The 13,066-nt window shown below is 63.6% G+C and carries 12 protein-coding genes; 4 read left to right on the top strand and 8 right to left on the bottom strand.

The features are described 5' to 3' along the window. Positions 1-8: 8 nt before the first annotated feature. Positions 9-581, top strand: a complete 573-nt coding sequence (locus tag ABX298_RS18855; protein ID WP_004376408.1) for a CsiV family protein — start codon at positions 9-11, stop codon at positions 579-581. 1 nt (position 582) lies between these two features. Beyond that, positions 583-3,927, top strand: a complete 3,345-nt coding sequence (locus ABX298_RS18850) for an SNF2-related protein (RefSeq protein ID WP_367393468.1) — start codon at positions 583-585, stop codon at positions 3,925-3,927. A 266-nt stretch (positions 3,928-4,193) separates the two neighbouring features. Here ABX298_RS18850 and nagZ read toward each other — a convergent pair whose 3' ends face one another. From nagZ to ABX298_RS18835, 3 genes are read right to left on the bottom strand one after another with little or no spacing between them, the layout of a single operon-like run. Further along, on the bottom strand, positions 4,194-5,192 hold the full coding sequence (nagZ, locus tag ABX298_RS18845; protein WP_176240913.1) for a beta-N-acetylhexosaminidase: 999 nt from the start codon (positions 5,190-5,192) through the stop codon (positions 4,194-4,196). A gap of 22 nt (positions 5,193-5,214) precedes the next feature. Continuing rightward, positions 5,215-5,739 carry a L,D-transpeptidase family protein gene (locus ABX298_RS18840; protein ID WP_367393467.1) on the bottom strand — a complete coding sequence of 175 codons (525 nt, stop codon included), beginning with the start codon at positions 5,737-5,739 and terminating at the stop codon, positions 5,215-5,217. Positions 5,740-5,779: 40 nt separating this feature from the next. Next, a complete protein-coding gene (locus ABX298_RS18835; RefSeq protein WP_025338327.1) occupies positions 5,780-6,493 on the bottom strand; it encodes a TetR/AcrR family transcriptional regulator in 714 nt (237 codons plus the stop codon). 215 nt (positions 6,494-6,708) lie between these two features. Between ABX298_RS18835 and lexA the strand changes: the two genes are divergently transcribed. Then, positions 6,709-7,317 (top strand): transcriptional repressor LexA, encoded by a 609-nt coding sequence (gene lexA, locus ABX298_RS18830; RefSeq protein ID WP_004376420.1) that lies wholly within the window; start codon positions 6,709-6,711, stop codon positions 7,315-7,317. Between the two features lie 13 nt (positions 7,318-7,330). Beyond that, entirely contained in the window at positions 7,331-7,807 is a 477-nt protein-coding gene (gene sulA, locus ABX298_RS18825; RefSeq protein WP_025338326.1) for an SOS-induced cell division inhibitor SulA, read from the top strand. A gap of 49 nt (positions 7,808-7,856) precedes the next feature. Here sulA and ABX298_RS18820 read toward each other — a convergent pair whose 3' ends face one another. The 5 genes from ABX298_RS18820 to fadA all read right to left on the bottom strand — a co-directional run bounded on the left by ABX298_RS18820 (position 7,857) and on the right by fadA (position 13,058). Next, positions 7,857-8,090 (bottom strand): hypothetical protein, encoded by a 234-nt coding sequence (locus ABX298_RS18820; RefSeq protein WP_004376430.1) that lies wholly within the window; start codon positions 8,088-8,090, stop codon positions 7,857-7,859. Positions 8,091-8,140: 50 nt separating this feature from the next. Then, a complete protein-coding gene (locus tag ABX298_RS18815) occupies positions 8,141-8,656 on the bottom strand; it encodes a DUF6586 family protein (protein WP_025338325.1) in 516 nt (171 codons plus the stop codon). A 187-nt stretch (positions 8,657-8,843) separates the two neighbouring features. Beyond that, positions 8,844-11,453 carry a type I DNA topoisomerase gene (gene topA / locus ABX298_RS18810; protein WP_025338324.1) on the bottom strand — a complete coding sequence of 870 codons (2,610 nt, stop codon included), beginning with the start codon at positions 11,451-11,453 and terminating at the stop codon, positions 8,844-8,846. Between the two features lie 100 nt (positions 11,454-11,553). Beyond that, complete coding sequence (locus ABX298_RS18805; protein ID WP_023661154.1) at positions 11,554-11,805, bottom strand: DUF1653 domain-containing protein; 252 nt, start codon at positions 11,803-11,805, stop codon at positions 11,554-11,556. 77 nt (positions 11,806-11,882) lie between these two features. Then, positions 11,883-13,058, bottom strand: coding sequence for an acetyl-CoA C-acyltransferase FadA (gene fadA / locus ABX298_RS18800; protein WP_013971712.1), 1,176 nt, complete (start codon positions 13,056-13,058; stop codon positions 11,883-11,885). Between the last annotated feature and the right edge of the window lie 8 nt (positions 13,059-13,066).

The raw sequence follows: 13,066 nt of genomic DNA, 5'->3' as shown, positions 1-13,066 counted from the left end.
GAAGATCCATGCGTGCCATCCGTTGCCTGACCCTGCTGCTGGCGCTGTTCGCCCCGGCCGCCTTCGCCGAAGGCCTGTATCAGGTAGAAATGATCCTGGTGCGGCAGAACAGCGTGCCCGCCTTCACCAGCCCGTTCGCCCCCGAAGACTGGAGCGCTGGCGCTCCACGCCTGGAAAAGGACGCCGAGCGCCGCCTGGCGCTGGAAGATGAAGCCACCCGCCTGGAAGCCACCGCCGACTACACCGTGCTGCTGCACAAGGCCTGGCAGCAGCAAGTGGGCAGCGAGCCCAGCCGCATCGCCCTGGGCGAAGGCACCGAGCAGTTCGGCCACTTCCCCATCGAAGGCAACCTGAGCATCGCCGAGGGCCGTTTCATTGCGGTCGAGGCCAACTTCTGGGTCAACCAGCTGGACGGCAACGGCAGCGTGCTGCAAAGCGAGCAGTTCAAGCAGAGCAACAGCAACGTCAAGGGCGGCCAGCTGACCTTCCTCGACGGTGGGCACCTGGCGGTGCTGCTGAAGGTGACACCACCAGGTACGCCTAAAATGCCAGTGATGGACCCGGAGATGATGGAGCAGTGATGTGAGCGAGAGCGATGCGCAGTTCTTTGTGCGGGAGCACGACGGCTGGACGTTCGCGTTTGACCGCAAGTCCCTGCAACGCGGCCTGGACTACGCCGAGGAAGGCAGAAGCGAAATCGTGTCCATCCTCGACATGACCGTCCGCGCCCAGTGCGCAGGTTCCGGCGGCCGGACCTACTACCAGCGCATCACGCTGGACATGACGGAAGATGGCCTGGAGTGCCGAGGCACTTGCTCATGCCCGGTGGGCGAAGACTGCAAGCATTGTGCGGCTGCGCTCTATTTGCTGGAGCGCGGGCCGGATTACGCCGAGGGCAGCCATGATGCCCCTCACCCAACGGTTGACGCAGCCCGGCAATCTCTGGACCTCCCACCTGAACTCGCCCATTGGGTCGAGGCCCTGGAAGCTCCGACAAAGCCTGCCGAGCCTGCCAGGCGCAAAGGCCCGTCGCTCTACTACAAGGTCGTTAATGAGCACGGCCTTTGCACGCTCAGCGTATCCAAAGGCACCCGCGAAGCCGATGGCCAGCTGAAACTCGCCCGTGCCAGCTCGCTGCCTGAGATGCTCTACTACACGCCACGTTACGTAACTGATGAGGACCTGCGCATCCTCAGGCTGATTGACGCCCTTGGCAAAAACACCAACATGCCAATCGCAAGGCTGGAAGGAAAGCAAGGCGCAGAGCTGTACGAGTTCGCACTGGCCAGTGGCCGCCTGATCTACGGCGAGCAACTGTTGCCACTAGCCCCCGGGCCGACACTGCCGGCCGAGTTTCGCTGGATGAGGCTTGAGAACGGCAGCTATCGTGGTGCGTGGCACCATGATGAGCGGATGCATGACATGGCACTGCCGCTCGACCCGCTCTATTACATCGATACCCAGACGGGCATGACTGGCAAGCTTGTACATGATCTTGACCCGTTCATTGCCAGCCAACTGGCAAGCGCACCTACGGTGCCCGAACACTTGATCATCCCCCTGAGCCACCGCTTGAATGCACTGAATCGCCAGGTTCCAACGCCTACAAGCGTACGCAGTGAAGAGATCGACAGTATTCAACCCAGGCCGCACCTGACGCTGGGCAGCCTTGAATTCAGCGCCTACATGCCCAAGACCGGCCGCATGCAGCGGCAGATGCAGCATCGGGCCGCACTGGCGTTCGACTATGACGGTTTACGCGCCAGCGGCAGCGACGAAAAACCGCTGACCCGCCTGGTAGACAACACCAGCCAGCACATCCGCCGCCAGCCACAAGCCGAACAGGCGCTGCGCAAGGTGCTGCGCGACCTCGGTTTCAAGGCCGCCACCCGGCAGAGCAAGGCCCTGCCTGACAGTGCCGGCGAGATGCTCCAGTTGCCCGATGACGAAGCCTGGCTGCGCTTTGCCCGCGAAGGCCTGCCGCGCCTGCGCGAAGCCGGTTGGAACATCGACATCCACCGCGACTTCGCCTTCAACCTGCAGGAAGTGGACGACTGGTACGCCACCATCGACGAAGCGCCCGGCCATGAATGGTTCGACCTGGAGCTGGGCATCGTGGTCGATGGCCAGCGCCACAGCCTGCTGCCGATCGTGCTGCAACTGCTGCGCAACAACCCGGAGCTGCTGCGCCCCAGCGAACTGGCCCGACGCAGTGACGACGAGCACCTGCTGATCGACCTCAACCGTGGCCGCCTCGATGCCCCGGCCCTGCGCGTTGCCTTGCCCTATGGCCGCATCAAGGCAGTGATGGGCACCCTGGGCGAACTGTACCTGCACGAAGACGCCGCAGGCCCGTCCCTGCGCCTGGACCGTGCCGATGCCTCACGCCTGAACGACATCGACGGCCTGCCCCTGCATTGGGAGGGTGGCGAGCATGTGCGCGACCTGGGCCGTCGCCTGCGCGATGCCCGTGACTTGCAGGTAGAACCGCCGACCGGGCTGCAGGCCAGCCTGCGCCCTTACCAGCAGCAAGGCCTGAACTGGCTGCAGGCGCTGCGCGAGATGGGCACCGGCGGCATCCTCGGCGACGACATGGGGCTGGGCAAGACCCTGCAGGCCCTGGCACACCTGCTGCTGGAGAAACAGTCCGGGCGCCTGAGCGCACCGGCCCTGGCGGTGATGCCGACCAGCCTGGTGCCCAACTGGCTGGACGAAGCCCAGCGCTTCGCCCCCGGGCTGCGCGTGCTGGCCCTGCAAGGCCCGGGGCGCAGCAAGCATTTCGCCAAACTGCACGAATACGACCTGGTCCTGACCACCTATGCCCTGGTGCCACGCGACCTCGAGCACCTGCGCGCCCAGGCCTGGCATGTGCTGGTACTGGACGAGGCGCAGAACATCAAGAGCAGCACCAGCAAGGCCGCCCTCGCGGTTTGCGAGCTGCGGGCCAATCAGCGCGTCTGCCTGACCGGCACGCCAATGGAAAACAACCTGGGCGAGCTGTGGTCGATTTTCCACTTCCTTATGCCTGGCTGGCTGGGTGACCTGAAGCGCTTCAACCAGGACTACCGCACACCGATCGAGCGCCACGGCGACATCGAGCGCATGGCCCACCTGGCCAGCCGCATCCGCCCGTTCCTGCTGCGCCGCACCAAGGAGCAGGTAGCCACCGAGCTGCCGGCCAAGACCGAGATGGTGCACTGGGTCGAGCTTAGCGATGCCCAGCGCGACACCTACGAAGCCGTGCGGGTGGCCATGGACAAGAAAGTCCGCGATGAAATCGCCCGCAATGGCGCCGCGCGCAGCCAGATCATCATCCTCGACGCCCTGCTCAAGCTGCGCCAGGTATGCTGCGACCTGCGCCTGGTCAAAGGGGTGGAAAGCAAAGGCAACCAGGCCGACAAGGGCAAACTGGGCGCGCTGCTGGAAATGCTCGAAGAGCTGCTGAGCGAAGGTCGCCGGGTGCTGTTGTTCTCGCAGTTCACCTCGATGCTGGCGTTGATCGAGCAGGAGCTGGAGAAGCGCAAGATCCGCTACAGCCTGCTGACCGGCGACACCCGCGACCGACGCACGCCGGTGCAGCAGTTCCAGCAGGGTGATAGCGAAGTGTTCCTGATCAGTCTCAAGGCGGGTGGCGTGGGCTTGAACCTGACGGCTGCGGACACGGTGATCCACTTCGACCCCTGGTGGAACCCGGCCAGCGAAAACCAGGCTACCGACCGCGCCTACCGCATCGGCCAGGACAAGCCGGTGTTCGTGTTCAAGCTGATCACTCGGGGGACAGTGGAAGAAAAGATCCAGCTGTTGCAGCAGGAGAAGGCGGCGCTGGCGGCGAGCCTGCTGGATGGCGGGCAGGCCGGGCAATGGCGGCTGGGGGATGAAGAGATCGAAGCGCTGTTTGCGCCGCTGCCGGGGAAGCGCGGGCGGTAGCCTAGAATCCTTCGCTGCCTGTACCGGCCTCTTCGCGGGCACGCCCGCTCCCACAGGTAAAGCGCTGCTTTTCAGGCTGTTGTGTTGCCTGTGCCGGCCCCTTCGCGGGTAAACCCGCTCCCACAGGGATATCAGTGCCCTCAAGGGCGGTGCCGTACCTGTGGGAGCGGGTTTACCCGCGAAGAGGCCGGCACAGCTACAACACCAATTTCGAAACCAGCGCTGCACCTGTGGGAGCGGGCGTGCCCGCGAAGGGGCCGGCGCGGTCAATCGACCAGCTGCGCCTCCCGCAACGCCCCCAACGCCTCCAGCCACCGCGGCTGCTGGCGATAATCCGTCCGCGCAAACCCTTGCCCACGCATCCGCGCAATCCGTGGCGAGGGCTTGACCTTCATCCGCTGCGCCGCACTCAACGCCAGCTCCGCCGCCGCCCGGTCATTGCACACCAGGCCCATGTCGCAGCCAGCGCTCAACGCCGCCTCGATCCGACTGGCCGCGTCCCCGACCACATGCGCACCCGCCATCGACAGGTCATCACTGAAGATCACCCCGTCAAAGCCCAGCTCGCCACGCAGAATGTCCTGCAACCAGCGCCGCGAGAAGCCAGCCGGCTGGTTGTCGACCTGCGGATAGATGACATGCGCCGGCATCACTGCCGCCAATTGCCCGCTCAGGCGGGTGAACGGCACCAGGTCGGCCTGGCGCAGCTGTTCGAGGCTGCGCTCATCGGTGGGAATGGCCACATGCGAATCCGCTTCGGCCCAGCCATGCCCCGGGAAGTGCTTGCCACAGGCCGCCATGCCCGCCGCATTCATGCCACGGATGAACGCCCCGGCCAGTTGCGTGGCACGCAGCGGGTCACCCTCGAAGGCGCGGCTGCCCACCACGGCGCTGCGCTGGTGGTCCAGGTCGAGTACCGGGGCAAAGCTGAGGTCCAGACCAACCGCCAGCACCTCGGTCGCCATCAACCAACCGCACTGCTCGGCCAGGTACTCGGCGTTGTCATTGTCCGCTATCGCCCGCATGGCCGGCAGGCGCACAAAGCCCTGGCGCAGGCGCTGCACCCTGCCGCCCTCCTGGTCCACCGCCAGGATCAGGTCGGGGCGGATGGCGCGGATCGACGCGCACAGTTCACGCACCTGGCGCGGGCTATCGATGTTGCGGGCAAAGATGATCAGGCCGGCCACTTCAGGCTGGCGCAGCAGGTGACGGTCTTCGGCGGTCAGCCATTTACCGGCGATATCCACCATCAGGGAGCCTTGCAGGCTGACAGTCATGGGTAATCCTTCATTGAAGACTGAGAGAAGCCCACTGGGGGCAGGCGGCCTGCTCGATGCGCACCGGGCAATGGGCCGGCACCTGCTCGAACAGGCTTAGCAAATCGGTGTTGCGCAGGCGTATGCAACCATGGGACAGCGCTACGCCCATGGGTTCCGTATCCGGGGTGCCGTGCAAGTAGATATAACGGCGGAAGGTGTCGACCGCACCCAGGCGGTTGACACCCGGCTCGCAGCCACTGAGCCAGAGAATGCGGGTAAGGATCCAGTCCCGGCCGGGGCATTGCGCATGCAAGGCCGGCGACCACACCTCGCCGGTCCAGCGCCGCCCGGCCAATACCGCATTCAGCGGCAAGCCCGCGCCGATCTTCGCCCGCACCTGGTGCAGGCCACACGGCGTGCAACCCGAGCCGTTGCGCTCGCCGGCGCCGTTGCGCGCCGTGGAAACCGGCACGCGCAGGCGCAGCTGGCCACCGGCAAAGCCATAAAGGCACTGGTCAGCGAGGGAAATGTGCAGGAAGTCGAGGTCGGGCATGGGCGCTAGCTTAGCCGAAGCGCCCTGCCCCGCCCAGCCTTCAGGCCTTGGCGGTGGAGGCGCCTGCGCTGGTCTTGGTGCGCGGGCGCAGCTGCGCGGTGGCCATGGCGTCGTCGGTAACACCGCTATCGGCACGCATGCCCGCAGCCAGGAACGGCACCATCAGGCGCATTACCTGCTCGATCGAGGTGTTGATGCCGAAATCGGTCTCGGCAATCGCCCGCAGGGCCTTGATGCCGGACATGCTGAAGGCGGCGGCGCCAAGCATGAAGTGCACTCGCCAGAACAGCTCCAGCGGCGGGATGCGCGGTGCAGCCTCGTTGACCAGCAGCATGTAGCGGCGGAACACCTTGCCGTACATGTCTTCCAGGTAACGCCGCAGGTGGCCCTGGCTCTGGCTGAAGGCCAGGCCCAGCAGGCGCATGAAGATCGACAGGTCGTTGTTGCTGCGCGGCTGCACGGCCAAAGCCTGCTCGACCAGCATTTCCAGCAGCTCTTCGAGGCTCGGCTTGTGCTCCGGCTTGGCCTGGCGCCGCTCCAGCTCACGTTCGAGGCTGGCGCAGAACGGCCCGAGGAAACGCGAGAACACTGCCTGGATCAGGGCCTTCTTGGAGCCGAAGTGATAGTTGACCGCCGCCAGGTTGACCCCGGCCTTGCTGGTAATCAGCCGCAACGAGGTTTCTGCGAACCCCCTTTCCGCGAACAGCTGCTCGGCAGCATCGAGAATGCGTTCAACGGTTTCCGATTGGGCCATGACTACTCCGACTACTCCGCCAGACAAACAGGTGTTTGAAACATACGTTTCAGCCCTGCTTCTGTCAAGGCTCGGTGACCGGCCGGTCGCCATTTAAAAGCGCCAGGCGGGCGGCTGCAAGCGCCATTGCTGCTGTTTATTGCAGGTTTTGGCTTGCAGCGCATCCAGTACTGTATATAATCCCAGTCACTGTACAAAAAGACAGAGCGCTCACCATGTTGAAACTGACGCCACGCCAAGCCGAAATTCTCGCGTTCATCAAGCGTTGCCTGGAAGACAACGGCTTCCCGCCGACGCGCGCCGAGATCGCTCAGGAGCTGGGCTTCAAGTCGCCCAACGCCGCCGAGGAGCACCTCAAGGCCCTTGCCCGCAAAGGCGCGATCGAGATGACCCCGGGCGCCTCCCGTGGTATTCGCATCCCCGGTCTGGAAGCCAAGGCCGAAGAAAGCGGCCTGCCAATCATCGGCCGGGTTGCCGCCGGTGCGCCGATCCTTGCCGAACAGCACATCGAGCAATCCTGCAACATCAACCCCGACTTCTTCCACCCCCAGGCCGACTATCTGCTGCGCGTACACGGCATGAGCATGAAGGATGTCGGCATCTTCGATGGCGACCTGCTGGCGGTACACACCTGCCGCGAAGCCCGCAACGGCCAGATCGTCGTAGCCCGCATCGGCGACGAAGTCACCGTCAAGCGCTTCAAGCGCGAAGGCAGCAAGGTCTGGCTGCTTGCCGAAAACCCCGAATTCGCCCCCATCGAAGTCGACCTGAAAGAACAGGAGCTGGTGATCGAGGGCTTGAGCGTCGGCGTCATTCGCCGCTGATCCAGGAGGCGTCATGCAGCAGTTCATTCACGCACCCGAGCAAGCCCAGTTGCCATTGTTCGAAGCATTCCTCGCCCAGCCCGTACTGCCTGGCCTGAAAACCAGCGAAGTGGCGCGCAAGAGCAGCCAGCCCGAGCTGTTCAGCGAACTGTCGCTGCGCGGAGCCCCCGGGCACTGCCAAAGCCTGCTGGCACCCGTGCTGCGCGAACTGAGCGAAGAGGATGAGACCCGCTGGCTGACCCTGATCGCCCCGCCGTCAAGCCTGACCCAGGCCTGGCTGCGCGATGCCGGGCTCAACCGTGAACGCATCCTGCTGCTGCAACCTCGCGGCAATCAGAGCCCGCTTCAACTGGCCTGCGAAGCCTTGCGCCTGGGCCGCAGCCACACCGTGGTCAGCTGGCTGGGCAACGTCAACGCCACTGCACGCCAGCAATTGCTGCGCGCTGCCGGTGCCGGAAACGCACAAAGCCTGAACATCCGCCTCGGCTGATGTTCAGGCTTTGCCTGTCATTGCATGAAACCTGATGCCCTGCTGCACCTCAGTGCAGCACACGCGGCCCTTCATCACGCTCAAGCTCGCCATCCATCAGGCGACCGGCCATCTGCACGCCCACGCTGAGCATGGCCTTGGCCACTTCCACATGCTGACCCTGCAGGAACGCCTTGGCGTCTTCCGAGAAATCCAGGGTTACCAGAGAGCCCTCATCCTCGGCGCGACGCAGTTCGATGCGGCCATCAGGCAACTCGACAATTTCCAGAAACGACGTAGACATAAATGGCAGTTCTCCGCGAAAGGCCAGTATTGTACCAGCCGTAGCAGCTATCAGCACTCACTCAACGCGTCGCGGAAACGTCTCACCAGGCCCTTGAGGTTGCTGCGCCAGCTTTCCAGTTCGGCACGCGACAGCGCCGGATGCTCGGGCTCATCGAGATTGACCGCCTGGATCAATGGCTGGGTGACGTCGGTTTTTGGCGCTTTTTTCGCGACCGGTGGTCGGAACAAATCGGCATAAGCACTGAGCATCTGCGCCAGCCAGGTTTCGCGCTGGCGGGCCAGCTCCAGCAGCTCGGCCACTTCCGGGATGGCGATGCCGTTCAGGGCATCGTCGGCCAGTGCTTGCTCGACCGTTGCAACAACTGGCAGGCGGTAGAAGCCACCAATTTCATGACACAGGCCCAGCAGTGCGCCGTAGAGATGGAACAGCGCCGACTCGCGCTCGGCTTGGACCAGGCCCTGGGCATTCATGGCCTGGCTTTGTTCGGCCTTGGCCATGGACTCCAGGGCGAGGCCGGCAAAGAACAGTTTCTGATTGGTGCGGGTGTAGAGTTCCTGGGCCATTTCAGTGCCCTCCCTAAGGCTGCAAGGCGGATAGCTGCATCATAAATGATTGGGGCCGCTTTGCGCCCCTTCGCGGGCTTGCCCGCTCCCACAGGAACTCCATCAAGCCCAAGGCCTGCGCTGTACCTGTAGGAGCGGGCAAGCCCGCGAAGGGGCGCGAAGCGGCCCCAATTACAGCACTGACGGATCAGCGCTTGTCTTCAACCTTCCACGCATTGCCGTCGTAGAACGCCTTCCAGCCGGTCGGCTTGCCATCAACCTCGGACTGCACGTACTGCTCCTTGGTCTTGCGGCTGTAGCGAATCACCGCCGGGCGGCCTTCCGGGTCCTTCTGCGGCGCATCGCACAGGAAGTGGTACTTCGGATCGATCTCATGCTTGTGCGGCACGATCTCCAGCACCAGCGGGGCGCGGGTTTCGCGGTTCTTGGGGAATTGGCTGGCGGCCAGGAACAGCCCCGAAGCGCCATCACGCAGCACGTAGGTATCGTCGACCTTCTCGCACTTGAGCTCTGGCATGTCCACCTTGTCCATCTTCGGTGGTGCCGCCTCGCCGCTCTTGAGCAGCTTGCGGGTGTTCTTGCACGCCGGGTTGGTGCAACCGAAGAACTTGCCGAAGCGGCCAGTCTTCAACTGCATCTCGCTGCCGCACTTGTCGCACTCCAGGCTCGGCCCTTCGTAACCCTTGATGCGGTAGTTGCCTTCCTCGATCTCGTAGCCGGCGCAATCCGGGTTGTTACCGCAGATGTGCAGCTTGTGCTTCTCGTCCAGCAGGTAGGCATCCATCGCCGTGGCGCAGATCGGGCAACGGTGCTTGCCCAGCAACACGCGGGATTCCGATTCGCCCTCGTCGTCGGCGGCAATCTCGTCGCCCGGCACCAGGTTGACGGTGGCCTTGCAGCGCTCTTTCGGCGGCAGGCTGTAGCCCGAGCAACCGAGGAACACGCCGGTGGAGGCAGTGCGGATCATCATCGGCCGGCCACATTCCTTGCACGGAATGTTGGTCATCGTCGGTTGGTTGGCGCGCATGCCGTCTTCGCTGGACTCGGCGGTTTGCAGTTTCTTGCTGAAGTCGCCGTAGAACTCGTCGAGCACGTTCTTCCAGTCACGCTCGCCCTGGGCCACGTCGTCGAGGTTCTCTTCCATGTCTGCGGTAAAGCCGTAGTCCATCAGGTTGGAGAAGCTCTCGGACAGGCGCTCGGTGACGATGTCGCCCATCTTCTCGGAATAGAAGCGGCGGTTGTGCAGGGTCACATAGCCACGGTCCTGAATGGTCGAGATGATCGCCGCATAGGTCGACGGGCGGCCGATCCCGCGCTTTTCCATTTCCTTGACCAGGCTGGCTTCGGTGAAGCGCGCCGGTGGCTTGGTGAAGTGCTGGCTCGGGTCGATCTGGATCAGCTTCAGCGCTTCACCCTGGACCATTTCCGGCAACACGTCGTCTTCGCCAGGCTTGCTCTGCTGCGGCAGCACACGGGTGTAACCGTCAAACTTGAGGATACGGCCCTTGGCACGCAGCTCGAAGTCGCCTGCGGCCACGGTGACGCTGGTGGACAGGTATTGCGCCGGCGGCATCTGGCAGGCCAGGAACTGGCGCCAGATCAGCTCGTACAGGCGCTCGGCGTCGCGCTCCATGCCAGTGAGCTTGCTCGGGTGGGTATTCACGTCGGAAGGACGAATCGCTTCGTGCGCCTCCTGGGCGCCTTCCTTGCTGCCGTACACCAGCGGTGCCTCGGGCAGGTACTGCTTGCCGAACTCGCGCTCGATGTAGCTGCGCGCCATGTCCAGGGCGTCGGCCGACAGGTTGGTGGAGTCGGTACGCATGTAGGTGATGTAGCCGGCTTCGTACAAGCGCTGGGCCATCATCATGGTTTTCTTCACACCGAAGCCCAGGCGGTTGCTGGCGGCCTGCTGCAAGGTGGAAGTAATGAACGGTGCCGACGGCTTGCTGCTGGTCGGGCGGTCTTCGCGCTTGACCACGCTGTAGCTGGAAGCCTTGAGCTTCTCCAGCGCGGCCATGGCCTGGGCTTCGTTCAGCGGCTTGAAGGCCTCACCCTTCTCGCGTGCCACTTCGAAACGCACCTTGGCGTTCTTGGCGGTGCCGAGGTCGGCGTGGATTTCCCAGTACTCTTCCGGGATGAACGCGCGGATTTCGCGCTCGCGCTCCACCACCAGCTTCACCGCCACCGACTGTACACGGCCGGCGGACAGGCCACGGGCGATCTTGGCCCACAGCAGCGGCGAAACCATGTAGCCGACCACGCGGTCGAGGAAACGCCGCGCCTGCTGCGCGTTGACCCGGTCGATATCCAGCTCGCCCGGCTGCGAGAAGGCTTCCTGGATGGCCTTCTTGGTGATTTCGTTGAACACCACGCGCTTGTAGCGGGTGTCGTCGCCGCCGATGGCCTCGCGCAGGTGCCAGGCAATGGCTTCCCCTTCGCGGTCCAAGTCGGTTGCGAGATAGATGGTGTCGGCATCCTTCGCCAGGCGGCGCAGCTCTTCGATCACCTTTTCCTTGCCAGGCAGGATCTCGTACTTGGCCTTCCAGCCGTGATCGGGGTCGACGCCCATGCGTGCCACCAGCTGGCGGCGGGCCTTTTCCTTCGGCGACAGGGCCGGAGCCTCACCCGCGGCCTTGCCACGCTTGGCGGCTGGCTCTTTGCTGGCGCTGGCCGAACCGCTGGTGGGGAGGTCTCGGATATGGCCGATACTCGACTTCACCACGTACTGGTTGCCCAGGTACTTGTTGATGGTCTTGGCCTTGGCCGGGGATTCCACAATGACCAGCGATTTGCCCATGGATCGGAGTATTCCTGAATCTGAAGATGAAAAACGCGTCAGGTGCCAGACGCGGCACCGCTATATATAGTGGCAAAAGTGTGAGGTCAAGTTCGGACTATCACTCGTGCGACTTGCCCAGCAACCCGGGCAGCCCCTCTTCGGCCTTGACCAAAGCAAAGCGTGGCACCTGCTCGCCGTCAACCTCGACGGACTCCTGGAACATCGAAAGTGGCCGTACCCAGAAGCTGTAATCACCATACAGGCATTGGTAGAACACCATCCACTCTTCGCTTTCGGAGTGCCGCGCAACACTGAAGACACGGTACTCAGGCCCTTTGTAATGCCGGTATACGCCTGGTTGTATCTGCATGTTGCCCACCCTCTTGAATAAAACCTGTAAAAAACAAAACCGGGGCACAAGGCCCCGGTCGCTGTCCCGCTACGCGATCAGACGCGTTCGAAGACAGTGGTGATACCTTGGCCGAGGCCGACGCACATGGTCGCCACCCCCAGGGTACCGCCATTCTGCTTCATGACGTTGAGCAGGGTGCCGGAAATCCGTGCCCCGGAGCAACCGAACGGGTGGCCCAAGGCAATGGCGCCGCCGTGCAGGTTAACCTTCTCATCCATCTTGTCGAGTACTTTCAAGTCTTTCAGCACTGGCAGGGCCTGTGCAGCGAAGGCTTCGTTGAGCTCGATGAAGTCGATGTCGGCCATGGTCAGGCCAGCACGCTTGAGGGCTTTCTGGGTCGACGGCACCGGGCCGTAGCCCATGATCGCCGGGTCGACACCAGCCACCGCCATGGAACGGATGACCGCCAATGGCTGGATACCCAGGTCCATGGCGCGCTGGCCGGACATGACAATCATGCACGACGCACCGTCGGTGATCTGCGACGAGGTACCGGCAGTGACGGTACCGCCTTTCGGGTTGAACGCCGGCTTCAGCGACGCCAGGCCTTCGAGGGTGGTTTCCGGGCGAATGGTTTCGTCGAAATCGAACACCTTCAGGAAGCCGTTCTCGTCATAGCCCTGCATCGGGATGATTTCGTCCTTGAACTTGCCTTCGACCGTGGCCTTGTGGGCCAGCTGGTGCGAACGCAGGCCGAACAGATCCTGCTGCTCACGGGTGATGCCGTGCATCTTGCCGAGCATTTCCGCGGTCAGGCCCATCATCCCGGAAGCCTTGGCGGCATGCAAGGACAGGTGCGGGTTGGGGTCGACGCCATGCATCATGCTGACGTGGCCCATGTGCTCCACGCCACCGACCACGAATACATCACCGTTGCCGGTCATGATCGCCTGGGCGGCGGTGTGCAGCGCGCTCATCGACGAGCCGCACAGGCGGCTGACGGTCTGCGCCGCGGAGGTGTGCGGGATCTGGGTCATCAGCGAGGCCATGCGGGCGATGTTCCAGCCCTGCTCGAGGGTCTGGTTGACGCAGCCCCAGATCACGTCCTCGACTTCTTTCGGGTCGACCTTGTCGTTGCGTTCCAGCAGCTTGCTGATCAGGTGCGCCGACATGTCTTCGGCGCGGGTATTGCGGTGCATGCCACCCTTGGAGCGGCCCATCGGCGTGCGACCGAAGTCGACAATCACCACGTCTCTTGGATTCAGGCTCATATCAAATC

Source organism: Pseudomonas sp. X4, assembly GCF_040784925.1.
In the GTDB taxonomy this organism is placed as follows: domain Bacteria; phylum Pseudomonadota; class Gammaproteobacteria; order Pseudomonadales; family Pseudomonadaceae; genus Aquipseudomonas; species Aquipseudomonas putida_Z.
Note: the sequence above shows the minus strand (reverse complement) of the source record. Positions and strands in the feature narration are given on the sequence as shown.

Excerpts from the sequence above, each read along its gene's own strand:
- ABX298_RS18805 (WP_023661154.1), bottom strand. The coding sequence starts at position 11,805 with ATGCAGATACAACCAGGCGTATACCGGCATTACAAAGGGCCTGAGTAC.
- sulA (WP_025338326.1), top strand. The coding sequence starts at position 7,331 with ATGCAGCAGTTCATTCACGCACCCGAGCAAGCCCAGTTGCCATTGTTC.
- ABX298_RS18815 (WP_025338325.1), bottom strand. The coding sequence starts at position 8,656 with ATGGCCCAGGAACTCTACACCCGCACCAATCAGAAACTGTTCTTTGCC.
- lexA (WP_004376420.1), top strand. The coding sequence starts at position 6,709 with ATGTTGAAACTGACGCCACGCCAAGCCGAAATTCTCGCGTTCATCAAG.
- ABX298_RS18855 (WP_004376408.1), top strand. The coding sequence starts at position 9 with ATGCGTGCCATCCGTTGCCTGACCCTGCTGCTGGCGCTGTTCGCCCCG.
- ABX298_RS18840 (WP_367393467.1), bottom strand. The coding sequence starts at position 5,739 with ATGCCCGACCTCGACTTCCTGCACATTTCCCTCGCTGACCAGTGCCTT.
- ABX298_RS18820 (WP_004376430.1), bottom strand. The coding sequence starts at position 8,090 with ATGTCTACGTCGTTTCTGGAAATTGTCGAGTTGCCTGATGGCCGCATC.
- ABX298_RS18835 (WP_025338327.1), bottom strand. The coding sequence starts at position 6,493 with ATGGCCCAATCGGAAACCGTTGAACGCATTCTCGATGCTGCCGAGCAG.
- topA (WP_025338324.1), bottom strand. The coding sequence starts at position 11,453 with ATGGGCAAATCGCTGGTCATTGTGGAATCCCCGGCCAAGGCCAAGACC.
- fadA (WP_013971712.1), bottom strand. The coding sequence starts at position 13,058 with ATGAGCCTGAATCCAAGAGACGTGGTGATTGTCGACTTCGGTCGCACG.